Annotated in this window: 20 protein-coding genes and 1 tRNA gene; 9 read left to right on the top strand and 12 right to left on the bottom strand. The window is 74.7% G+C overall.

Going from position 1 to position 23,088, the window contains the following annotated elements; all coding sequences use genetic code 11:
• Positions 1–121: 121 nt before the first annotated feature.
• Positions 122–2,188 carry an ABC transporter ATP-binding protein gene (locus H505_RS46805; RefSeq protein ID WP_084551324.1) on the top strand — a complete coding sequence of 689 codons (2,067 nt, stop codon included), beginning with the start codon at positions 122–124 and terminating at the stop codon, positions 2,186–2,188.
• On the opposite strand, the gene H505_RS0137205 is transcribed toward H505_RS46805, so the two are convergent.
• Positions 2,164–3,111 (bottom strand): sulfotransferase family protein, encoded by a 948-nt coding sequence (locus H505_RS0137205; protein ID WP_026406017.1) that lies wholly within the window; start codon positions 3,109–3,111, stop codon positions 2,164–2,166. The genes H505_RS46805 and H505_RS0137205 overlap by 25 nt on opposite strands.
• A 116-nt stretch (positions 3,112–3,227) precedes the next feature.
• Between H505_RS0137205 and H505_RS0137200 the strand changes: the two genes are divergently transcribed.
• The 3 genes from H505_RS0137200 (at position 3,228) to H505_RS0137190 (ending at position 6,184) form a co-directional block, all read left to right on the top strand.
• Entirely contained in the window at positions 3,228–3,995 is a 768-nt protein-coding gene (locus tag H505_RS0137200) for an SIR2 family NAD-dependent protein deacylase (RefSeq protein WP_026406016.1), read from the top strand.
• Between the two features lie 360 nt (positions 3,996–4,355).
• On the top strand, positions 4,356–5,297 hold the full coding sequence (locus H505_RS0137195; protein ID WP_245592733.1) for a S66 peptidase family protein: 942 nt from the start codon (positions 4,356–4,358) through the stop codon (positions 5,295–5,297).
• Entirely contained in the window at positions 5,294–6,184 is an 891-nt protein-coding gene (locus tag H505_RS0137190; RefSeq protein WP_026406014.1) for a hypothetical protein, read from the top strand. The genes H505_RS0137195 and H505_RS0137190 overlap by 4 nt, the downstream gene beginning before the upstream one ends.
• Before the next feature lie 55 nt (positions 6,185–6,239).
• Here the strand turns inward: H505_RS0137190 and yczE are convergent, their stop codons facing one another.
• Complete coding sequence (gene yczE / locus H505_RS46800; RefSeq protein WP_425248286.1) at positions 6,240–6,902, bottom strand: membrane protein YczE; 663 nt, start codon at positions 6,900–6,902, stop codon at positions 6,240–6,242.
• A 117-nt stretch (positions 6,903–7,019) separates the two neighbouring features.
• Here yczE and yczR point away from each other — a divergent pair, with 117 nt between their 5' ends.
• The gene (yczR, locus tag H505_RS46795) at positions 7,020–8,555 is read left to right on the top strand and encodes a MocR-like transcription factor YczR (RefSeq protein ID WP_051301593.1); all 1,536 of its coding nucleotides are present in this window, start codon (positions 7,020–7,022) and stop codon (positions 8,553–8,555) included.
• 4 nt (positions 8,556–8,559) lie between these two features.
• On the opposite strand, the gene H505_RS0137175 is transcribed toward yczR, so the two are convergent.
• Positions 8,560–8,994 carry a CBS domain-containing protein gene (locus H505_RS0137175; protein ID WP_026406013.1) on the bottom strand — a complete coding sequence of 145 codons (435 nt, stop codon included), beginning with the start codon at positions 8,992–8,994 and terminating at the stop codon, positions 8,560–8,562.
• A 143-nt stretch (positions 8,995–9,137) separates the two neighbouring features.
• On the opposite strand from H505_RS0137175, the gene H505_RS0137170 reads away from it, so the two are divergent.
• Positions 9,138–10,586, top strand: coding sequence for an MFS transporter (locus H505_RS0137170; RefSeq protein ID WP_051301592.1), 1,449 nt, complete (start codon positions 9,138–9,140; stop codon positions 10,584–10,586).
• Between the two features lie 21 nt (positions 10,587–10,607).
• Here H505_RS0137170 and H505_RS0137165 read toward each other — a convergent pair whose 3' ends face one another.
• From H505_RS0137165 to H505_RS0137130, 9 genes are all read right to left on the bottom strand, one after another.
• Positions 10,608–12,245: a phytoene desaturase family protein gene (locus tag H505_RS0137165; protein WP_211238635.1), complete on the bottom strand. Its 1,638-nt coding sequence runs from the start codon at positions 12,243–12,245 to the stop codon at positions 10,608–10,610.
• 47 nt (positions 12,246–12,292) lie between these two features.
• Positions 12,293–14,050 (bottom strand): SDR family oxidoreductase, encoded by a 1,758-nt coding sequence (locus H505_RS0137160; RefSeq protein WP_034521791.1) that lies wholly within the window; start codon positions 14,048–14,050, stop codon positions 12,293–12,295.
• Complete coding sequence (locus H505_RS0137155; RefSeq protein ID WP_245592732.1) at positions 14,051–14,893, bottom strand: M24 family metallopeptidase; 843 nt, start codon at positions 14,891–14,893, stop codon at positions 14,051–14,053.
• Positions 14,894–15,090: 197 nt separating this feature from the next.
• Positions 15,091–16,023 (bottom strand): metal-dependent hydrolase, encoded by a 933-nt coding sequence (locus H505_RS0137150; RefSeq protein ID WP_026406008.1) that lies wholly within the window; start codon positions 16,021–16,023, stop codon positions 15,091–15,093.
• Positions 16,024–16,197: 174 nt separating this feature from the next.
• Positions 16,198–17,010 (bottom strand): formate dehydrogenase accessory sulfurtransferase FdhD, encoded by an 813-nt coding sequence (gene fdhD, locus H505_RS0137145; protein WP_026406007.1) that lies wholly within the window; start codon positions 17,008–17,010, stop codon positions 16,198–16,200.
• Positions 17,011–17,066: 56 nt separating this feature from the next.
• Positions 17,067–17,717 carry a trimeric intracellular cation channel family protein gene (locus H505_RS0137140; RefSeq protein ID WP_026406006.1) on the bottom strand — a complete coding sequence of 217 codons (651 nt, stop codon included), beginning with the start codon at positions 17,715–17,717 and terminating at the stop codon, positions 17,067–17,069.
• Positions 17,714–18,130 (bottom strand): DUF3099 domain-containing protein, encoded by a 417-nt coding sequence (locus tag H505_RS46790; protein ID WP_281173529.1) that lies wholly within the window; start codon positions 18,128–18,130, stop codon positions 17,714–17,716. The genes H505_RS0137140 and H505_RS46790 overlap by 4 nt, the downstream gene beginning before the upstream one ends.
• A tRNA-Sec gene (locus tag H505_RS50435) sits at positions 18,093–18,186 on the bottom strand. Before H505_RS50435 ends, H505_RS46790 begins: the two co-directional genes overlap by 38 nt.
• A gap of 37 nt (positions 18,187–18,223) precedes the next feature.
• The gene (locus tag H505_RS0137130) at positions 18,224–20,068 is read right to left on the bottom strand and encodes an AMP-dependent synthetase/ligase (RefSeq protein WP_026406005.1); all 1,845 of its coding nucleotides are present in this window, start codon (positions 20,066–20,068) and stop codon (positions 18,224–18,226) included.
• Between the two features lie 193 nt (positions 20,069–20,261).
• Between H505_RS0137130 and selD the strand changes: the two genes are divergently transcribed.
• From selD to H505_RS0137115, 3 genes are read left to right on the top strand one after another with little or no spacing between them, the layout of a single operon-like run.
• Positions 20,262–21,254, top strand: a complete 993-nt coding sequence (gene selD, locus H505_RS0137125; protein WP_026406004.1) for a selenide, water dikinase SelD — start codon at positions 20,262–20,264, stop codon at positions 21,252–21,254.
• A 47-nt stretch (positions 21,255–21,301) separates the two neighbouring features.
• Complete coding sequence (locus H505_RS0137120) at positions 21,302–22,795, top strand: peptide MFS transporter (protein WP_026406003.1); 1,494 nt, start codon at positions 21,302–21,304, stop codon at positions 22,793–22,795.
• Positions 22,792–23,061, top strand: coding sequence for a hypothetical protein (locus tag H505_RS0137115; protein WP_026406002.1), 270 nt, complete (start codon positions 22,792–22,794; stop codon positions 23,059–23,061). Before H505_RS0137120 ends, H505_RS0137115 begins: the two co-directional genes overlap by 4 nt.
• Positions 23,062–23,088 lie beyond the last annotated feature (27 nt).

Raw genomic sequence — 23,088 nt, 5'->3', positions numbered from 1 at the left:
CACAGCTCAAACCGGAAGGGCCGCGGGGGTCGTCGCGTTGTGATGCTTACTTGATGACCCGATGACGAGTGCGCGCCCGCGTTCCGCGGGCGCGCCGCGACCCTCGGAGGCGCGTGTGGGCATGCCGGGAACGCCGGGCAACGGCTGGCAGGTGATGGCCTCGTTCCGCCGGGACAGCTCGGTCACCCAGCAGAAGCTCAAGCCCGGCACCGTGAAGCGGATCGTCGGCTACGCGCGCCCGTACGTCCGCGAGCTGTCGCTGTTCCTCGCCCTCAACACGTTCGCCTCGCTCATCGTGGTCGCCAACCCGCTGCTGCTGAAGGCGATCATCGACCGGGGCATCGTGCCCGGCCGGCAGTCCGTGGTGGTGTGGCTGGCCGTCGGCGTCGCCGCGCTCGCGCTGGTGGAGGCGGTCCTCGGGCTGGCGCAGCGCTGGTACTCGGCGCGGGTCGGCGAGGGACTCATCTACGACCTGCGCTCGCAGGTGTTCGCGCACGTCCAGCGCCAGCCCGTCGCGTTCTTCATGCGGGCGCAGACCGGCTCGCTGGTCAGCCGGCTGAACAACGACGTCATCGGCGCGCAGCGGGCGCTGACCACCACGCTGTCGTCGGTCGTGTCGAACGTGATCAGCCTGGTGCTGGTGCTCGTCACGATGCTCATCCTGTCGTGGCAGGTCACGCTGATCGCGCTGCTGCTGCTCCCGGTGTTCGTCCTGCCGGCCAAGTGGGTCGGCAAGCGGCTGCAGCGGGTCAGCCGCGAGCAGATGAAGCTGGACGCGGAGATGAGCTCGCTCATGACCGAGCGGTTCAACGTCGCGGGCGCGATGCTGGCGAAGCTGTACGGGCGCCCGTCCGAGGAGGAGGAGAACTTCTCCGGCCGGGCCGCGCGGGTCCGCGACATCGGCGTGGTCGCCGCCATGTACGGCCGGGTGTTCTTCACCGCGCTGACGCTCGTCGCCGCGCTCGCCACCGCCATGGTCTACGGCGTCGGCGGGTCGCTGGTCGTGGGCGACGCGCTGGAGCTCGGCACGCTCGTCGCGCTCGCCACCCTGCTGACCCGGATGTACGGGCCGCTGACCGCGCTGTCGAACGTCCACGTGGACGTCATGACCGCGCTGGTGAGCTTCGACCGGGTCTTCGAGGTGCTGGACCTCGAACCGCTCATCCGCGACCGGAAGGACGCGCGGGGGCTCGCCGAGGCCCGGCGGGCGGCGGCCGGCGCGCACGGCCCGGACGGCGCGGACGCCCCGCGGGCCGCGACCGCGGCGCCCGCCGCGCCCGCGATCGAGTTCGACCACGTGCGGTTCGCGTACCCCTCGGCGGACGAGGTGTCCCTGGCGTCGCTGGAGTCGATCGCCCGCGCCGACTCCGCCCCCGGCCGCGAGGTGCTGCACGACGTCCACTTCACCGTGCGCCCCGGCCAGCTCGTGGCGCTCGTCGGCCCGTCCGGCGCGGGCAAGTCGACGATCACGCACCTGGTGTCCCGCCTCTACGACGTGTCGGACGGCGCCGTGCGGATCGGCGGGGCGGACGTCCGCGACGTGACGCTGGAGTCGCTGCGCGCGGAGATCGGCGTGGTCAGCCAGGACGCCCACCTGTTCCACGACTCGATCCGCGAGAACATGCGCTACGCCCGTCCGGACGCCGCCGACGAGGAGATCCGGGAGGCGCTCGAGGCGGCGCACATCGGCGGCCTGGTCGACCAGATGCCCGAGGGGCTGGACACCGTCGTCGGCGACCGCGGCTACCGGCTGTCGGGCGGGGAGAAGCAGCGGCTGGCGCTGGCGCGGCTGCTGCTCAAGGCGCCGTCGGTGGTCGTGCTGGACGAGGCGACCGCGCACCTGGACTCCGAGTCGGAGGCGGCGGTGCAGCGGGCCCTGGCGTCCGCCCTCGCGGGGCGCACCTCGCTGGTGATCGCGCACCGGCTGTCGACCGTCCGGGAGGCCGACCAGATCCTGGTCATCGACGGCGGCCGCGTCGCCGAGCGCGGGCGGCACGAGGAGCTCCTGCTGCGGGGCGGCCTGTACGCCGAGCTGTACCGCACCCAGTTCGCCCGCCAGAGCGACGGCGGGAGCGGCGGGAGCGAGGCGGACGGCGTGATCGGGCGGGACGCGCTCGACGGGCCGCCGGCGGCCGCCGAGTGGCGGCCCGGCGCCGCGGAGGATCAGGCGCCGGAGGCGAGCCGGTAGCCGAGCCGGCCCAGCTCGATGCCCGCGATCTTCTCGACCTGGGCGGCCTGCCGGGACGTCAGCCGCTCGCGCCACGACCCGACCCCGTGCGCGTCGCCGGTCCGGCCGCCCGCCGCGGCGCGGACGAGCCCGCCCAGCGCCGTGCGGGAGATCTCGGCGTCGAGGTAGCGGGACAGGTCGGCGGCGAGCTTGCGCGGCCGGGCGGCCAGGTCCTCGTACCGGACGGTGAACAGCTGCTCCTCGGGGACCTGCCGGCGCAGCTTCGCGCTCAGCCGCACCGCGCCGCGCCAGCGCAGCGCGCACTTGACGGCGGTCGCCGCGCGCGGCCAGCGGCTGCGCTCGGTGTGGTCCTCGACGCCGAAGAACGCGTTCGGGAAGACGGTGTCGAGGTTGGCGAGGCCCGGCTGGAACCAGGCGAGGCAGCGCTCGTCCTCGAGCATGTCGGCGACGGCGTCCCGGCCGTCCCGGATCACCTGGACGAGCTGCGCGTCGGGGAACGCGTCGAGCAGCACGTCGGCGCTGTAGATCAGGTCGGGGGAGGCGTCGGCGAACCGGGCGATGCCGCGCGCGTCGACGCACGTCGCGTCCCCGGGGCCGTCGCCGGCGGGCGGCAGCCCGCCGAGGTCGCGGCAGTCGGCCGGGCACTCGCCGCACGCCCGCGCCGACACCTGCCACGCCTGCGCGTAGGCGTCGCGCAGCACCCGGGCGGCGCCGCGCTCGCGCTCGCCGGCGATCGCGGGCCGCCGCGCGAACGCGTAGGTGACGCGCAGCACCTCGGGACGGCCGGTCGTCAGGTGGAACTCCGGTGACCTCTTGATCGCACGCGCCAGCAGGTCCGTGCCCGAGTGCGGAGCGCCCAGGACGAACACGGGGCGGCGGACCTTGGTGCCGTTGATCACCAAGATGTGCGGCGTCGACCTCATACGGAGCCAAGTTTGTCACCTTTTGCGGGGTGGACGGTCCGTGACCCTCCGTAGGGCGCGTCCGATACACATCCGTTAAACAGCGATTTAGCAGGATCGCGTTCTAGCCTGGAGGAATGGACGAAAGGCAGACGCTCGCCGACCTCCTGCCGACGGTCGGCGCCATCACGGTCCTGACCGGCGCGGGCATCTCGACCGACAGCGGGATCCCCGACTTCCGCGGGCCGCAGGGCGTCTGGACCAAGGACCCGACGGCCGAGGCGATGTCCACGATCGGCTCCTACCTCGCCGACCCGGACGTGCGGCGCCGCGCGTGGCGGTCCCGCCGCGACCACCCCGCCTGGGACGCCGAACCGAACGCCGCCCACGCGGCGCTGGTCGAGCTGGAACGGGCCGGACGGCTGCGGGCCCTCGTCACGCAGAACATCGACGGGCTGCACCAGCGGGCCGGATCGGGGCCCGGCACGGTCATCGAGATCCACGGGACGATGCGCGACGCGGTCTGCCTGTCCTGCGGGCTGCGCACCCCGATGCCCGAGATCCTCGCGCGGGTCGACGCCGGCGAGGAGGACCCGCCGTGCGCCGAATGCGGCGGCGTCCAGAAGTCGGCGACGATCTCCTTCGGGCAGGCGCTCGAGCAGGACGTCCTGGACGCGGCGATCACCGCCGCGCGCGAGTGCGACCTGTTCCTGGCCGTCGGGACGTCGCTGACGGTGCAGCCCGCGGCGGGCCTCTGCCTGGAGGCGGTGGAGCACGGCGCCCGGCTGGTGATCATTAACGCGTCGGAAACGCCGTACGATGGTCTGGCCGACGCGGTCCTGCGGCTGCCGGTCGGGGAGGCCCTGCCGAAACTGGCGGGGCTGGTGCTCGGCACCGTCCGCTGACCGCCGTGCGCCGCCCCGGAGGCCCGGGGGCGTCCGCCCGGAGGCCCTCGGACGACCGCTACAGTGACCGGGCGGTCGCCGTGGCCGGGCGCGCGCCGGGCGGCGGCCGCGACGTCCCGGCGGGATCCGGCGGCGCATCCGTTGGCGGGTCGTGACCGGCGGCCTCTTCCGTCGACGTCCGGATCCTGACAAGCTCTAACGGTCGGGTGCTGAGGAGGGATCGGGTTGATGAGCGGGGGCGCCCGCGCGGAGGCGGCACAGGAGCCGTCCGACGCGCCCTCCGGGGAACCGTCCGCACGGCGCGCGGACACGCGGAATGTCCGTACTTACAGGCGTTTGCTCCCCGGTGACCGGGTTGTCGTGGTCGCTCCGAGCGGTCCCGTCGAGCCGGCCCGCCTCGCGGCCGGCGAAGCGGCGCTGCGCGATCTCGGTCTTGACGTGGCGGTCGGGAAGCACGCCCTCGACCGAGTCAACCTCGACGGCTCCGCGCCCGCCCGCGACGCCCGGCGCGGGCTCGCCGGCGGCGACGCCGAACGGGCCGCCGACCTGGCGGACGCCTGGTGCGACCCGGACGTGCGCGCGGTGATCTGCGCGCGCGGCGGCTACGGCGCCACCCGCGTCCTCGACCTGCTCGACTGGACCGCCCTCGCCGCCGCCACCGAGGCCGACGTCGCCGCCGCGGGCGCACCGAAGATCCTGCACGGATCGAGCGACGTCACCGCCCTGCACGCGGCGTTCGGCGCCCGCCTCGGCATCACCACGTCCTTCGGCCCGATGGCCGCCGGGCTCCTCGCGGGCCCCGACACGGCGGCGTCCGGGACGGACGGCGACCGCGCCTGGTCGATCGACGCGCTCCGCGGCGCGCTGTTCGGCGGCGGAACCGCACTGCCCGGTGCCCGCGCGCTGCGCCCCGGACGCGCGGAAGGCCCCCTCACCGGCGGCACCCTCTCCCTCCTGACGGCCCTGCTGGGCACCCCGTACGCGCCGCCGCCCGCCGCGGGCCGCATCGCGTTCCTCGAGGACGTCACCGAGGCCCCCTACCGGATCGACAGGATGCTCGTGCAACTGCTGCAGGCGGGATGGTTCGACGGCGCCGCCGGGATCGCCCTCGGCTCCTGGGACCGCTGCGGCGACCCGGACGAGCTCGACGCCGTGTTCGCCGCCCGGCTCGGCGGGCTCGGCGTGCCCGTCCTGGCGGGCGTCCCCGCCGGACATGGAGCGCGCCAGGGCACGCTCGAGCTCGGCGCCCCGGCCGTCCTCGACGCCGACCGGCGCACGCTGGCGGCGGGGGGCGCCCGATGAGCGGGCGGCACGCGGGCGGAGACGCGTGGGACGACGGCACCCTCGAATCGCTGCTGGTCCTGGTGGCCGAGAGCCTCGGCTACGCGTGCCGCCCCGCGCCCGGCGACATCATGCTGCTGGAGGGCCCGCAGCGCCTGCACGTCAACATGCGGGACGTCCGGCAGGTCGCCCGGCGGGTGCCGCGCGACGACTGGCCCGCGCTGGTCTCCGACCACGTCACCACCGTCGTCACCGCGACCGAGGAGCCGCTCGACCTCAGCGACTTCGACCTCGCCCAGCACCTGCTGCGGACCCGCATCTACCCGGCCGAAAACGACAACGGCACCCTCGCCGCCCGCCCCTTCGCGCCCGGCCTGATCGAGGCCGTCGTCGTCGACACCCCGACCACGATGCGGACGGTCACCACCACGGAGATGCGGGGCTGGCCCGTCTCCGGGGACGCGCTGTTCATGATCGGACGAGCCAACGTGCGGGCGGACGGGCCGCTGCAGGTCGTCGAGCAGGACCTGCGCGGCGTCCGGGTGTCGGTGCTGCGCGGCTGGACGTTCTACGCCGTCACGCACCTGGCGTGGCTGGAGGAGTACCTGCCGATCGGGCCCTACGGCGCGCTCGTCATCGCCCCGAACCGCAGCCTGATCGTCGCGCACCCGCTGCGCATGACCGAGGGCTCCCCGCGCGCCCGCTACCGCGCCGCCGTGGCCGCCGCCGAGGAGCTGCGGGCGCAGGCGTACCGCGCCTACCACGAGGGCCCGGGGTCGCTCAGCCCGCAGCTCTACTGGTGGCGCGCGGGCGAGCTGACGTACCTGCACACGCGTTACGAGAACGGCGTGCTCGTCCTGCCGGAGGAGTTCGCGGCCGTCCTGGCGACGCTCGCCGCCGAGCACTGACCGCGCCCGGGGCGGACGCCCCGCCACGAACGGTCTGCGGACCGCGGGGTTCTCGTCAGGTCGGTTCGGGGGCGCCGACGGGTTCGGGGGGTGCGGCGGGCCCGTGGGCCCCGACCGGCGCCGGGACGTCGACGGGGACGTCCGGGGCGGGGTCGCGGGCCGGGTCCTTGATCGTGAGCATGGGCAGGAACACGTGCGTGAGCGGGCCGATGGCGAGCGCGTACAGGACGGTGCCGACGCCGACCGTCCCGCCCAGCAGCCAGCCGACCGCGAGGACGGTCAGCTCGATCCCGGTCCGGACGGCGCGCAGCGAGCGCCCGCGCGCGGCGATCCCCGTCATCAGGCCGTCGCGGGGGCCGGGCCCGAGCCCGGCGCCGATGTAGCAGCCGGTGGCGAAGCCGCCGACCAGCACGGCCGTCACCAGGTACGCCGCGCGGGCCCCGAGCGAGTCCGGGGCGGGCAGCAGCCACAGGAACGCGTCCGTGAAGGCGCCGACGAGGAGCACGTTGCTGATCGTGCCGATGCCGGGGCGCTGCCGCAGCGGGATCCACGCCAGCATCACCAGCGCGCCCGCGATCAGGATCCAGGTGCCGATCGTCAGGCCGAACCGCAGGGCCAGGCCCTCGTGGAGCACGTCCCACGGGTCGTTCCCCAGGTTCGAGGACAGCTGCAAGGCCAATCCGAGGCCGTACAGGGCCAGGCCGACGTAGAGTTGCACCAATCGGCGTGCCATCAAGGCCATTGGTCGTTCCCGCTCCTTCGCTCCGGTGTGACAAGGCCACTCTTGTCCCGATTGGCCTGGAGGCTACAGAGCCAATGTGCGAAAGTGGTCTGTATGAGCACCAGATATGTGAGCGGGCACCAGCTGGCCCGGCTGCTGGGCGACGTGCCGCGCGAGCGCCCGGTCTACGCGGCGGTGGCGCGCGGCGTGCGCGGTCTCGTGCTGGACGGGCGGCTGGCGCTGCGGACGCGGCTGCCCGCGGAACGCGACCTGGCCGGCGCCCTGGGCGTCAGCCGCACCACCGTGACGGCCGCCTACGACCGGCTCCGCGAGGAGGGCTACATCGAGAGCCGGCAGGGCGCGGGGAGCTGGACGGCGCTGCCGCCGGTGCGGATGGCGGGCGAGGGCGGGCCCGGCGCGGGCCGGGGCCGCCCGGCGCCCGCCGCACCGGCCCCCGGCGTCGCCGGGGCGGCGCCCGGCGGGTTCGGCACCGCCGGCTTCGACATCGCGTTCGCCGACGGGGGACCGGACGGCGAGGGCTTCATCGACCTGGGCTGCGCGGCGCCCGCCGCCCCCGCCGTCCTGGACGAGGCCGTGGCGGCGGCCGTCGCCGAGCTGCCCCGGTACAGCCGCGGCCCCGGGTACGAGCCGGCCGGGCTCGCCTGCCTGCGCGGGGCGATCGCCGACCGCTACACCGCCCGCGGCGTCCCCACCCGCCCGGACGAGATCGTCGTCACGAGCGGCGCGCAGCAGGCGTTCACGCTCCTCGTCCGGATGCTGGTGAACGCCGGGGACCCGGTGATGGTCGAGCGGCCCACCTACCCGCACGCGCTGACGGCGCTGCGGGCCGCCGGCGCGCGGCTGGTCCCGGTCGGGATGAACGGGGGCTGGGACGCCGAGCTGGCCGCGGCCACGATGCGGCAGGCGGCCGTCCGGCTGGTGCACACGATCCCGGACTTCCACAACCCGACCGGCCTGCTGATGCCGGACGCCGACCGCGCCGCGTTCACGGCCGGCGCGCGGGCCGCCGACGCGTACGTCGTCGCCGACGAGATCTTCGCCGACCTCGCGCACGACCCGGACGCGCCGCGGCTGCCGCCGCTGGCGATGTACGACTCCGGCGGCCGGGTGATCACGATCGGGTCGGCGTCCAAACTGATGTGGGGCGGGCTGCGGATCGGCTGGATCCGGGCGACCGCGCCGCTCGTGCGCCGCATGGTCGTGGCGCGCGAGCCGCTCGACATGGCCAGCCCGGTGCTGGACCAGCTGATCGTCCGGGAGCTGCTGGAGCGGGTCGAGGACGTCCGGGCGGAGCGGGCCGCGCACCTGCGGGAGAGCCGGGACGCGCTCGCCGCGGCGCTGCGGGAGCGGCTGCCCGACTGGGAGTTCCGGCTGCCGGAGGGCGGCATGTCGCTGTGGGCGCGGCTGGGCGCGCCGGTGGCGACGCAGCTCGCCGAGACGGCGGGCCGGTTCGGCGTCCGGGTCGTGCCGGGGCCGGTGTTCGCGGCCGACGGCGTCCTGGAGGACTACGTCCGCCTGCCCTACGTGCTGCCGCCCGACGTGCTGCGCACCGCCGTCGACCGGCTCGCCGCCGCGTACCGGCGGGCGGAGGGCGCGCCCGCCGCCCGGCTGCTGCCCGCCTACGTGTAGCGGGTCACTGGACGTTGTGGATGTAGTCGACGAGGTGCTCGCGTTCGCTCTCCAGCGCGTCGATGGCGCTCTTGACGACGTCGCCGATGCTGACGATCCCGGCGAGCCGCCCGTCCTCCACCACGGGCATGTGCCGGAACCGGTGCTCGGTCATGGTCAACCGCAGGTCCTGCACCAGGTCGCCGGGGGCGCAGCTGCGGACCTCGGCGGTCATGATCTCGGACACGGGGCGGTCCAGCAGGGCCGCGCCGTGCTCGTGCATCCGCCGGACGACGTCCCGTTCGGACGCGATGCCGGCGATGGTCGCGCCGTCGGCGGACACGACCACCGCCCCGACGTTGTGTTCGGCCAGGACGGCCAGCAGTTCCCGGACGGTGCTCCCGGGCGGCACGGTGACCACCGCGTCGCCCTTCCTCCGCAGGATGTCGCGAATCCGCATTGCCTCACGCTCCGGTGACAAGGGGGTTCCGGTCTCGCCAAGGTCGCATGAACCGGCGCGCAAGGGAACCCCGCGGCGCGGGGGCGGGACCGGGCCCGAGGGCGCCTCCGCATAAAAACCGCCGTCCGGGAAGCAAGAAGACCATGACGACGGACGGCAGGGTCATCGAGACCGAGATACCGGCAAGGCTCGACCGGCTCCCGTGGTCCCGGTGGCACTGGACCGTCCTGATCGGGCTCGGTGCCGTCTGGATCCTGGACGGGCTGGAGGTCACGGTGGTCGGCGTCGTCGGGGCGCTGCTGACCAGCGAGTCCGGGGGCCTCGGCCTCACCGAGGGGCAGGTCGGGCTGGCCGCCTCGATCTACGTGATCGGGGCGTGCACGGGCGCGCTGTTCTTCGGGCACCTCACCGACCGGTTCGGGCGCAAGAAGCTGTTCATCCTGACGCTGGTCGTCTACCTGGTGGCGACGGTCGCGACCGCGTTCTCGTTCAGCCCGTGGTGGTTCTACCTCTGCCGGTTCTTCACGGGGGCGGGCATCGGCGGCGAGTACGCGGCGATCAACTCCGCCATCGACGAGCTGATCCCGGCGCGCGTCCGGGGCCGCGTGGACATCCTCATCAACGGGTCGTTCTGGATCGGCACGGCGTTCGCCGCGGCCCTGTCCATCCCCATCCTGAACGGCTCGCTGTTCTCCGAGGAGCTCGGCTGGCGGGCGCTGTTCGCGCTCGGCGCGGTGCTCGGCCTCGGCGTCCTGTTCGTCCGGCGCAACGTCCCGGAGAGCCCGCGCTGGCTGTTCATCCACGGCCGCGAGGACCGGGCCGAGGACGTCGTCGGCGGGATCGAGCGGCGCATCGTCGACGAGACCGGCACGGAGCTGGCGCGTCCGGAGACCAGCATCCGCGTCCGGCAGCGCCGCGTGGTGAGCTTCCGGGAGATCGCCGAGACGGCCGTCCGCCGGTACCCGCGCCGGACGGTCCTCGGCCTGGCGCTGTTCATCGGGCAGGCGTTCCTCTACAACGCCGTGTACTTCACCTACGCGCTGGTGCTGTCCACGTTCTTCGACGTCCCGGACGTCGACATCGGCTATTACCTGATCCCGATCGGCCTCGGGAACTTCCTGGGCGCGTTCCTGCTCGGGCGGCTGTTCGACACGGTCGGCCGCCGCACGATGGTGTCCCTGTCGTACATCGTGTCGGGCGTCCTGCTGATCGGCACGGGGTTCCTGTTCCGCGCGGACGTGCTGAACGGGTGGACGCTGACGGCGTGCTGGTGCGTCGTGTTCTTCTTCGCCTCGGCGGGCGCGTCGTCGGCGTACCTGACGGTCAGCGAGATCTTCCCGATGGAGACCCGCGCGATGGCCATCGCCGCGTTCTACGCGGTCGGCACCGGGCTCGGCGGCGTGATCGGCCCCGCCCTGTTCGGCCGGCTGGTGGAGACGGAGAGGCTGAGCGCGGTCGCCAACGGGTACTTCCTGGGCGCCGCGCTGATGATCGCGGCGGGGCTGGTGGAGGCGTTCATCGGCGTGGAGGCGGCGCGGCGGTCGCTGGAGGACATCGCGAAACCGCTGTCCGCCGAGGAGACCGCGACCTGACGCGCGGGGCGGCGGCCCGCGTCAGCCGGTGAGGGCGCGGCGCAGCGCCTCCAGCGCGGGCGTCAGGACGAGCCGTCCGGCGGGGGACGCGTGCGCGAGCGCCGCGCGGGCCGCGTTCGTCCCGCACCCGCCGTGCACGCCGCCGCCCGGGTGCGCCGACGCCGACGCCAGGAACAGGCCCGCGACCGGCGTCTCCGCGCGGCCGAGGCCCGGCACGGGACGGAACACGAGCTGCTGGTGCGGCAGCGACGTCCCGCCGTTCAGCGCCCCGCCCGGCAGGCTGGCGTTGCGGTCGGCGAAGTCCGGCGGGGCGACGATCCGGCGGGCGGCGATCCGGTCCCGGAAGCCGGGCGCGAGCCGCTCGACGATCCCCTCCAGCCGGTCGGCGAACGCGGCGCGCTCCCGCGCGTCCCAGGCGCCGGTGATGCCGTCGGGGCCCGCGTCGCCCCGCACCCGGTGCGGCACGTGCGTGTACGCCCACACCGACTCCGTCCCGGCGGGGGAGCGGCCGGGGTCGGCGGTCGTCATCTGGCCGAGCAGCGCGAACGGCTCGGCGGGCACCCGCCCGGTGGCGAGGTCGGCGCCGTAGCGGGTCAGCGCGTCCATGCCGGACGCCAGGTGGACGGTCCCCGCGCGCGCCGCGCCCGGCGACGTCCACGGGATCGGCGCCGTCAGCGCCCAGTCGACCTTGAACGTCGCGGGATCCCAGTCGAAGCGCCGCATCTGTTCGCGCAGCCGCGCCGGGAGGTGCTCCCAGCCGACGAGGCCGCCGTACAGCGCGGGCGCCGAGACGTCCGCCAGCACCGCCTTCGCCGCCCGGACCGGCTCCCCGTCGGCGGTGCGGACGCCGAGCGCCCGCCCGTCCCGGACGATCACCGAGCGCACCGGCGCGCCGCAGCGCACCCGCCCGCCCGCCGCCTCCAGCCGCCGCACCAGCGCGGCCGTCAGCCGCCCGGCCCCGCCCTCCGGGACCGGCCAGCCGTACCGCTGCCCCGCCATCGCCAGCAGCCAGCCGAACGCCGTCCCGCCCGTCGACTCGGGCGACAGGTCGGTGTGCAGCGTCGACCCGGCCAGCAGCAGCGGCCCGCCCGGCCCCGCGAACTCCCGCTCGCCGAGCGTCCGCACGGGCGACAGCAGCGTCCGCAGGACGCCGAGGACGCCCCCGTCCCCGGCGCCCGCGCGGCGGGCGGCCGCGGCCAGCGCCGGAAGCGGGCGGACCGGCGGGAAGGGGGTGAACAGGGCGTGCAGCAGCTCCTCGCCCATCCGCTCCCACAGCCCGTACAGCCGCAGCCACGCCTCCCCGTCGCCGGCGCCGAGCGCGTCCAGCCCGGCGGCGGTGGCGTCCGGATCCCGTTCGAGGACGGCGCAGCGGCCGTCCGGCAGGGGGTGGGCCAGCACCGCGGGGGCGTGCCGCCAGCGCAGCCCGTGCCGCTCCAGCCCGAGCGCGCGCATCGCCGGGGACGCGACGCCGAGCGGGTAGAACGCGCTGCACAGGTCGCTGACGTAGCCGGGATGGACGCCCCGGTCGCTGCGCACCGCCCCGCCGGGCTCGGGCTGCGCCTCGAGCACCAGCACGTCCCAGCCCGCGTCGGCCAGCACGTTCGCCGCGACGAGTCCGTTCTGCCCCGCCCCGACGACGACCGCGTCCGGCATCTTCATCGCCTCCCGCCACCCACCCTAGGGGCGGGCTCCCGCGGGACCGCGCGTCACCTCAGGTCGAGGCGGGCGAGGAGGCGCAGCGCGCCGGGCGACACGCGTGCCAGCAGCCGGGCGGCGTGCGCCTCGGCCGTGACGGGGACGACGGCGCGGTCCTCCCGGACGGCGGCGACGATCCGCTCCGCGACGCCCTCGGGCGCGAAGCCGCGCAGCGCGTAGGCGCGCGTCGCCCGGTCGCGCCCGTCCGCCTCGCCGGCCTCGTCGCGGCCGACGAACCGGGCCCGCCCGGTGATCCCGGAGTCGACGATGCCGGGGCAGATCGCGCTGACCCCGATGCCCGCGCCCTTCAGCTCCGCGCGCAGGCACTCCGACAGCATCAGCACCGCCGCCTTGCTCGTCGCGTACGCGGGCAGGGTGCGGGACGGGGCGAACGCGGCGGCCGACGCGACGTTGACCAGGTGGCCGCCCTGCCCCCGCTCGATCATCTGCGCGGCGAACAGCCGGGACCCGTGGAGGACGCCCCACAGGTTCACGTCCAGGATCCGCCGCCAGTCGTCGGCGGTGTGGTCGAGGAACGCCCCGGCCATCCCGATCCCGGCGTTGTTGACCACGACGTCGGGGACGCCGTGGTCGTGCAGGACGGCCTTCGCGAAGTCCTCCATCGCCTGCGCGTCGCCCACGTCCACCCGCACCGCGTGCCCCGCCGGACCGGCCCGTCCGGCCAGCTCGGCGGTGCGCCGCGCCGCCGCGAGGTCCAGGTCGGCGGCGACGATCTCGGCGCCGCGCCCGGCGAACGCCAGCGCGGTGGCGCGCCCGATCCCGCCGCCCGCCCCCGTCACGACGACCAGCGAGCCCTCGAAGGGGCGGCGGTCTCGGGCGACCCGGGCCCGCCGCAGCGACCGCGACCCGGCGGCGGTCAGCGGCCCGCCCGTCGTGCCCGCGGCGTGCTCGGCGATCCAGCGGGCGACCGCGTCCGGGTGGCTGCGCGGTACCCAGTGCCCGGCCCGGACGGTCCGCAGCGACAGGTTCGGGACCCGCTCGGCCAGCCCGCCCACCAGGTGCGGCGACACGAACAGGTCGCGGGTCGGGACGATCACCTGGGTCGGCACGCCGGTGCGGCGGTCCAGCGGCCGGCGCAGCCGCGCCGCCATGTTCGCCCGGTACAGCCCGACCCCGGCGGCGCCGTCGCGCGGCAGCGTCCGGGCCGGGTGCCCGGCGCGGGCGGGAACCCCCTCGCCGGCCTCCAGGGCGCGGGTGAACGCCCGGGAGAATCCGGCCCGCCACAGCGCCTCGGGAAGCAGCGGGGTCTGGAAGAAGTAGATGTACCAGGACCGCACGCCCTGCGCCGCCGCGCGCCGCAGCCCGCGCGGCGTCGGGCGGCCGAGCGACCGGCGCGTCCAGTGGGCGACGTGGTCCAGGCAGGGCCCGGAGATCGAGGTGAAGGACGCGAAGCGGTCCGGCATCGTGCAGACCGCCTCCCAGCCCTGGATCGACCCCCAGTCGTGCCCGACGAGGTGGACGGCCCGGCCGGGCGCGGCGGCGTCCAGCACCGCCCGCATGTCGGCCATCAGGTGCTCGAAGGCGTAGTGCTTCGCGCCGAACGGCCGGGACGACGCGCCCGCGCCGCGCACGTCGTACCGGACGACGTGGAACCGCGCGGCGAGCCGCTCGGCCACCTCGTCCCACACGGCGTGCGTGTCGGGGTAGCCGTGCACGAGCAGCACCGTCGGGTTCGCCCGGTCGCCCTGCTCGTGGACGGCGAGGTCGACCCCGTCCCCGCGCACCCGCCGCCGCTTCACAGCCTCCATCTATGCCGCCTCTCGTCGCGCCCACCGGCGCACATGGGGGAGATCGTCGTCGAGCCAGTAGGCGTCGTCCCCGGTGACGACGAGGATCTCCTCGAACTTCACGCCGACGCCGCGGAACGCGATGTGCGGTTCGACGGCCCACAGGCCCGGCGTCGGGGCGTGCCGGGACGCCGCGCCCCCGTTCCAGAGCGGCGACCGGCCGCGGACCCGCTCGGTGACAAGCTCGCGGCCCATCGTCTGCAGGAAGCGGACGCCGAACGGGAACCCGACGCGCTTGGGCAGAAAGCCGCCGATCATGCCGACCTGGTGGCCGATGACCCGGCCGGGATACGCGCGGTGCCGGTTGCGGTGGCCCTGCCGCTCGATGAGCGCGTCGACCTCGGCGTAGACGTCGGCGAACGTCCGCCGCTCGCGGACGAGCCGCAGGATCAGCGTCCGGTACTCGGCGAGGTCGGCGTCGACCCGCTCCCAGACGCGGTTCTCCCCGAGGACCCCGCCGTACCCGATGTCGGCGCAGTAGCCGTCCTTGACCGGGGCCATGTCGAGAACGTACGGCATGCCCTCCTCGAGCCGGGCGCCGCTCGGCAGGAACTGCGTGGGGACGCGGAACCCGGTGAAGGCGGACCGGTCGCCGAACCAGGCGAACGGCGTGTGCAGCCAGTCGTCCACGCCGCGCTCGCGGAGCCACCGGCGCATGCGGCGGCACGCCTCGCGCTCGGTCGTCCCGGGTTCGAGGGTGCCGGCCACCGCCTCGGCGCAGGCGTAGGAGAGCCGCTGGACGGCACGGAACCGCTCGAGTTCCGCGGGGTCGTCGACGCGGGCGAGCGCCACATTATTGGACACGATGTTAATTAAGCGCCCGCGGCGGACCCCCGGTCAAGAGGGGCGCGCGTGACGCTCGCCACGCGCGCCCGCCGGTACGCGTTCGCTAGCAGGGGTTCACCGGCAGGGGTTCACCGGCAGGGGTTCCCCGGCAGGGGTTCGCCGGGAGGGGTTCGCCGGGAGGGGTTCGCCGGGAGGGGTTCGCCGGGAGGGGACCGTCAGTAGGGGTCGTAGCCGGCGGCCCGGGCGGCGGGGGAGTGCATCAGGTACTCCAGCGCCTGCGGCGTGGAGCAGACCTTGGACGGGTGGTGGCCCGGCCGCAGGTAGACGGGGGCCTCGCCGAGCAGCAGCCGGAAGATCCCCGGTACGTGCCCGCGCCGCACCGAGCGCCGGTAGGCCCGGTACACGCGCAGCGGCGTGGTCCTCCGCGTGATCGTCGGGTCCTGCTTGAGCAGGTACAGGGAGCCGCCGATCAGCGCCCAGTACAGGAAGAAGAGCGACACCACCCAGGCCGCGACCCGCATCGGGTAGCGGCCGCCCACGGCCCGGTAGACGTCGAACACCACCGACCGGTGCTCGACCTCCTCGGCGCCGTGCCAGCGCAGCAGGTCCAGCATCGTCGGATCGACGCCGGACTTCTCGAACCGCTCGTTGTCCATGATCCACTGGCCGAGCACGGCGGTGTAGTGCTCGATCGCCGCGACCGCGGCGAGCTCGAACCGCAGCCGCCGGCGCCACGCCCGCGGGTTCTTCTCCTTCAGCGCGGCCATCTGCGCCGGCCGCTCGGCGTTCCCCTTCGCCGCCGCGTCGGTGATCTTGGAGACGTCGATGCCGTTCCGCTCCAGGATCTGGTCGAGGACGCCCTGGTGGGAGCGGGCGTGCACCATCTCCTGCCCGATGAACCCCTTGATCTCCTCGAGCAGCCGCTCATCCTTGATGTACGGCCGCGCGTCCTTGACGCACTGGATGAACCACTTCTCGCCTTCCGGCAGGACGATGTGGAAGGAGTTGATGATGTGGGTGGCGACGGGATCGTCCGGCACCCAGTGCAGCGGGGTCTCCGACCAGTCGAACGTGACGCGCCGAGGCTTGATCGGAGGATGGCGCTCGTCGATCCCGGACGCCGCTCCGTCCGTCAGGGGCCTCGTCATTCCCTCTCCTCTTCGTCGCGGGGCGCGCGCGTCGCGGCGCGAGACGTCGAGTCAACTCGGATCCGCGCGAGCTTTCTTGGGAGCGGGCCAACAAGTTACCCCTGGGTTTTGCGCGGCGGGTGACAACCGGCCAGGTGGCCGGGGCCCGTTACGGACGACCGTTCCGGCGCGTGGTCAGACGGTGACGCGTTCGGCGCCGGTGTAGACGTTCATCGTCTCGCCCCGCAGGAACCCGACGAGCGTCATCCCGGCGTCCTCGGCGAGGTCGGCCGCGAGCGAGGACGGCGCCGACACCGCGGCCAGCACCGGGATCCCGGCGGTCATCGCCTTCTGCGTCAGCTCGAACGACGCGCGCCCGCTGACCATCAGCACCCGCCCGGCGAGCGGCAGCTCCTTGCGCCGCAGCGCCCAGCCGATCACCTTGTCGACGGCGTTGTGCCGCCCGACGTCCTCCCGGACGGCCAGCAGCCCGCCCTCGGCGTCGAACAGCCCGGCGGCGTGCAGCCCGCCCGTCCGGTCGAACACCCGCTGCGCCGCGCGCAGCCGTTCCGGCAGGGCGGCGAGCGTCGCGGCGGTGAGCCGCACCGGGTCCGCGGCGACGTCGTGCGGCCGGTCGGCGCGCAGCGCCTCGATGCTCGCCTTCCCGCAGACCCCGCACGCGCTGGTGGTGGTGAACGCCCGCGTCATCGACGCGTCCGGCTCGGGGACGCCCGGCGCCAGCGCCACGTCCAGGACGTTCTGCTCCTCGGTGTCGGCGCAGTACCGCATGGTCGCCAGGTCGGCCGCGCCGGAGATGATCCCCTCGGCCGCGAGGAACCCGGCGACCAGGTCGAAGTCGTGCCCGGGGGTGCGCATGGTGACGGTGAGCGGCCGGCCCGCGACGCGGATCTCCAGCGGCTCCTCCACGGCGAGCGTGTCGGGCCTGCGGCCGCGCGCCCCGCCGGTGCTCAGCCTCAGTACCGGCCTGCGCACGGTGATCCGCCCCATGACCCGACGGTACCCCGGATCGGCGGTTCCGTGGCGGGGGAGCGGCTCGGCGACGGTCAGTCGGAGTCGGAGTCGGAGTCGGAGACGCCGCGGGGCCGCGGCGCCCGCCAGCCGTGGCGCATCGCCAGCACCCGCAGCCCGAACGCGAGGACGGCGGCGCCCGCGGTGACGCCGTCGCCGTGCAGGCCCGCCGCGTCCGTCGCGGCCACCGCCGCCGCGCCGAGCATGGCGGGCAGCGCGTACAGCTGCCGGTCGTACAGCACGGCGGGGATCTGCCCGCTCAGCAGGTCGCGCAGGGCGCCGCCGCCGACGGCCGTGATCGTCCCGAGCAGCACGGCGTGCAGCGGCGAGAGCCCGAAGGCGAGGGCCTTGACGGTGCCGGTGGTGCAGAACAGCCCGAGGCCGGCGGCGTCGAACAGCATGATGCCGGGCATGAGCCGCCGCACCTGCGGATGCCAGAAGAACACCAGCGCGGCCGCGGCCAGCGGCACCAGCACGTAGCCGAGGCTGGTGAACGCGGCGGGCGGCACCGCGCCGATCATCAGGTCGCGGACGATCCCGCCGCCGAGCCCGGTGATCTCGGCGAGCACCACCAGGCCGACGACGTCGAGCTTCTGCCGGACGGCCGTGAGGGCGCCCGACACCGCGAAGACGAACACGCCGGCCAGGTCCAGCAGCCAGGCGACGTCGGTGAGCCGCTCGGTCACGCCGCCCCGCCGCGCCGGTCGCCGTGCCCGCCGTCGCGCGGATCGCCGTGTGCGTCGCCGTGTGCGTCGTCGCGCCGGTCGGGCCGGCCGTGGACGTCGTCCTCGCGGTCGACGTTCCAGTTCGCGACGACCGCGGCGAACGGCGGAATGATCATCGCGGTGACCGCCATCCCGATCGCGGCGGGGACGGAGAAGTGCCGGACGACGGCCCACGCCAGGACGAACAGCGTGAGGCACGTCCCCATCATGGCCGCGTACGCGATCCGGCGCCCTCTCATGCCTTCACGGTACGGCCGGGGCGGGCGCCGGTCCCGCGCGGGGCGTGCGCCGGCGCGCGGTGCGGGGCCGCGGCGGGGCGCGGCGCGGGGTGCGGAAGCGGAGGCGTACGGGAATCGAACCCGCCGTCCCGAGATCCTCGGGACCGTCGACTTTGAAGGTCGGGGAGGCCACCAGGCGCTCACACGCCTCCGCCACCGATCATAGGGGCCCGCCGCGGCGGGCGCCGGTCAGGACGCGTACAGCTCGTCGATGGCCGACCCGTACTTGCCGTGGACGACGCGGCGCTTCAGCTTCAGGGTCGGGGTGAGCTCCTCGCTCTCGGCGGTCCACTCGGCGGGCAGCAGCCGCCACTTCTTCACCTGCTGCACGCGGGCGAGCCGCTCGTTGGCGTCGGCGACGGCGCGGCCGATCTCCTCCAGCACGACCGGGTGCTCGGCGAGCGAGGCGAGGTCGGTCCGCTCGATGCCGTGCGCGGCGGCCCAGACGGGGGCGACCTCGCCGTCCAGGGTGACGAGGGCGACGACGTAGGGGCGGCGGTCGCCGTAGGCGAGGGCCTGCCCGACGAGCGGGTGCTCCTTGAGCAGGTTCTCGATCATCGAGGGGGCGATGTTCTCGCCGCCCGCGGTGATGATCAGTTCCTTCTTCCGGTCGACGACGCGGAGGAAGCCGTCCTCGTCGAGGCGCCCGATGTCGCCGGTGTGCACCCAGCCGTCCCCGTCGATGAGGTCGGCGGTGGCCTCCGGCCGGTTGAGGTAGCCGGGGGTGCAGGTCGCGCCGCGCACGAGGATCTCGCCGTCGTCGGCGAGCTTCAGTTCGACGCCGCCGAACGCGCGGCCGACCGTGCCGAGCTTGAAGGAGTCGGCGAGGTTGGCGGTGATCGCGCCGGTCGTCTCGGTCATCCCGTACGCGTCGAAGATCTTCAGGCCGAGGCCGGCGAAGAAGCGGGCGACCTCCTCCGGCAGGGGCGCGGCGGCGCTGGACGCCTGGCCGACCCGGTCGAGGCCGAGCATCGCCTTCATCGGGGTGAGGACGGCCTTGTCGGCCTGCTCGTAGGCGGCGGTGATCTCCGGGGTCAGGGTGTTGCCGAACTCCTGGGCGGTGACGTAGGCGCGCCCGGCGTCGAGGGCGGCGGCGACGGCGGCCTTCTTGGCCTCATCCTGCTCGGCGGCCAGCACCGCCTGGATCCCCGCCATGATCTTCTCCCAGATCCGCGGGACGCCGAAGAACGAGTGCGGCCGGACCTGCGGGAGGACGGACGTGAGCTTCATCGGGTCCGGGCAGAAGTGGACGTGCGAGCCCAGCCGGATCGGCAGGTAGTAGCTGAGCACCCGGTCGGCGATGTGCGCGAACGGCAGGTAGGACACGCCCGCGGGGTGCTCGGGCAGCACCGAGCTTCCCCGGACCATCGCGGCCTCGTGCAGCACCATCGAGTGGGTGATCAGCACCCCCTTGGGGTTGCCGGTGGTGCCCGAGGTGTAGAGCAGGGTGACGGTGTCCTCGGGCTTGACCGCCCGCCAGCGCCGGTCGGTCTCCGCCGGGTCGGCGGCGAGCGACGAGCGCCCGAGCTCGGTGAAGGCGTCCCAGGTCAGGAAGCGGTCGTCGCCGTCCGGGCAGGCGCCGGCGTCCACCACGATGATCTTGCGGAGGTCGGGCAGCCGGTCGAGCGCGGGCAGCCAGCGGTCGAGCTGGTCGCGGCCGTCCAGGACGGCGTACTTCGCGGCGCAGTCCCCGGCCACGAACGCGATCTGCTCGGGGGCGAGCGTCGCGTACACCGTGGTGGGGACGCCGCCGGCGTGGACGGCGCCGAGGTCGGCGAGCACGTGCTCGGACCGGTTCGGCATCATCAGCGCGACGACCTCGCCCGGCCGGAGCCCGAGCGCGGCGAACCCGGCCGCCGTCTCCAGCGCCCGGGCGCGGGTGTCCGCCCAGGTGAGAGTGCGCCAGCCCGCCCCGTCCGGGTCGGAGTAGGCGGGCCGGTCGCCGTGCCGGTCCGCGGTCTCGGCGAGTTCGCCGCAGACGGTCCGGCCCTTGAGGGCGCGGTCGAGTTCCGCGCGCTGCTCCTGGATGCCCATGTCGCCCCTCGTGTCGGTGTCGATGCCGAAGTAAGTGATGACTTGCAGACTCGAATCGCACCATGCCGAACACTGTTCGGGCAAGGGGTTCGGGAGTCCTTTCGCAGGTGGCGGCCGTACGTGGTCGCTGGGTGATCGATCCCGTACCGTCCGGTTGTTGATCATTTGCGGTAGTTGTGCATTAAATTTCCCGGTGACCCCCCTGGCCCGCACCGCACGCCTCACCCAGTACGCCCACGGCGCCGGCTGTACCTGCAAGATCCCCCCGGGCGAGCTGGAACGCGTCGTGGCCGGGCTCACCGGCGGGGGCGCCCCGCTGCTGGCCGGCGGCGAGGACGGCGACGACGCCGCGGCGGCGCGGATCGGGGACGGGCGCGCCGTGCTGTCCACCGCCGACTTCCTGCCCCCGGTCGTCGACGACCCCTACGACTGGGGCCGGATCGCCGCCGCCAACGCGCTGTCCGACGTCTACGCGATGGGCGGCGAGCCGCTGATGGCGCTGAACCTGCTGGCCTGGCCGGGCGACCTGCTGCCCCGCGACCTCGCCCGCGAGGTCCTGCGCGGCGGCCGGGACGCCGCCGCCGTCGCGGGCTGCGCCATCGCCGGCGGCCACAGCATGGACGACCCCGAACCCAAGTACGGCCTCGCCGTCACCGGCCTCGCCGACCCGGACCGGCTGCTGCGCCTGGACGGCGGCCGCGCCGGGGTCCCGCTGACGCTGACGAAGCCGCTCGGCCTCGGCGTCCTCAACGCCCGGCACAAGGCGACCGGCGAGGCGTTCCCGCAGGCCGTCGAGACGATGACCGCGCTCAACGACGACGCCGCGCGGGCCGCCCTGGACGGCGGCGCCCGCTGCGCCACCGACGTCACCGGGTTCGGGCTGCTCGGCCACCTGTTCAAGCTGGCGCGGGCGAGCGGCGTCACCGCCGTCGTCGACGCCGCCGCCGTCCCGTACCTGGACGGCGCCCGCGCCGCCGTCCGCGACGGGTTCGTCCCCGGCGGCACCCGCCGGAACCTGTCGTGGGTGTCGCCGCACACCGACTTCCGCCGGATCGGCGAGGAGGAGCGGCTGCTGCTGGCCGACGCGCAGACGTCCGGCGGCCTGCTGGTGGCGGGCGAGGTCCCCGGCGCGCCGGTGATCGGCGAACTGGTGCCGCGCGGCCGCCGGGCGCTCGTGGTGCGCTAGCCGATCTTTGGGTAGGACCCCCGTCGCGATGATCGGGGGGAGGTCGCATGGCGGATGCGCCGGTTCGGGGAGAACGCACGTTCTTCGGCCATCCGTGGGGACTGGCCACACTGTTCTTCACCGAGATGTGGGAACGGTTCAGCTTCTACGGGCTCCGGGGGATCCTCGTCCTGTTCCTCATCGCGCCGCCCGCCGAGTCCGGACTCGACATGGAGGAGGGCACGGCGAAGGCGCTCCTCGGCGTCTACATGTCGATGGTGTACTTCGTCGCCCTGCCGGGCGGCTGGATCGCCGACCGCATCCTGGGCGCCCGCCGCGCCGTCCTGTGGGGCTGCGTCGTCATCATGCTCGGGCACGTCTCGATGGCGGTCCCGGGGGGCGCCGGGTTCGTCTACCTCGGCCTCCTGCTGATCATCCTGGGCACCGGGCTGCTCAAGCCCAACATCTCCAGCATGGTCGGCAAGCTCTACGAGGGGCAGACGGACGCGCGCCGCGACGCCGGGTTCTCCATCTTCTACATGGGCATCAACATCGGCTCGCTCGCCCCGTTCCTCGTCGGCTGGCTCGGCGAGAAGGTGAACTGGCACGCCGGGTTCGGCGCCGCGGCCGTCGGCATGGCGATCGGGCTCCTGCAGTACGTGCTCGGCTCGCGGCACCTGCGCGGGGTCGGGGACGTCCCGGGCCACCGGCTCACCCCGGACGAGCGCCGCACGCTCGTCCGGTACGTCGCCGGCGGCCTCGCCCTCACGGCCGTCGTCGCGGCGGTCCTCGCGGGGATCGGCGAGCTCACCGTCGACGCCGTCACCGTCGCGCTGACCGTGCTGGCGCTCGTCGTCCCCGCCGTCTACCTCGGCTACCTGCTGCGCAGCCACGAGGTCACCGAGGACGAGCGGGTGCGGCTGCGCGCCTACGTCTGGCTGTTCCTCGGCGCCGCCGTCTTCTGGATGATCTACGACCAGGCGCCCGGCCCGCTCAACGTCTTCGCCGACGAGCACGTCGACCTGAACTTCTTCGGCTGGCGGATGCCGACGAGCTGGACGCAGAACATCAACCCCATCCTCATCATCTGCTTCGCCGCCGTGTTCGCGTGGCTGTGGACGACGCGGTTCGGGCGCCGCGTCAGCACCCCGCAGAAGTTCGCGTTCGCGCTGGTCATGGTGGGGCTGTCGTTCGTCGTGATGTCGATGGCGGCGGCCGCCGCCGACGGCGGGCGGGTCAGCATCGCGTGGCTCGTCGCCGTCTACCTGCTCCAGGTGTTCGGGGAGCTGTCGCTGTCGCCGGTCGGCCTGTCGGTCACCACCCGGCTGGCGCCGCACGCCTTCGCCGGCCAGATGATGGGCGTGTGGTTCCTGGCCACCGCCGCGGGCGACGCGGTCGGCGGGCAGGTCGCCCGCCTGGAGGACGCCTGGGGGGACGTGCGGTACTTCCTCACGCTCGGCGCGTTCACGATCGTCGCGGGGGCGGCGATGTTCGCGTTCGTCCGGTCCCTGCGCCGCCTGATGGGCGAGGAGCACGCCCCGCCGACGACGGGGGCCGCATGACCCTCGCCGGGAGCATCGCCGCCATCGTGCTGGGCGCCGCCGTCGGCGCCCTCGGCCGCCTCGTCACGCCCGGCCGGCCGACCATGCCGGCCTGGGCGACGATCGGGGTCGGCGTCGTCGCCGCCTTCGCCGGCACCGGACTGTTCGGCCTGTTCGGCCCCGAGAACGCGGCCTGGGGCGTCCGGCAGGCGGCGGCGCAGGTCGGCACGGCGGTCACCGCCGTGCTCCTGGTCGCCGCCTGCTGGCCCGCCGGCCACGGGCGCTGACGGACGGCGCCGGGTCGGACGGGCGCC

This window comes from Actinomadura rifamycini DSM 43936, assembly GCF_000425065.1.
Lineage (GTDB): Bacteria > Actinomycetota > Actinomycetes > Streptosporangiales > Streptosporangiaceae > Spirillospora > Spirillospora rifamycini.
This window is presented reverse-complemented; position numbering and strand designations above follow the sequence as displayed.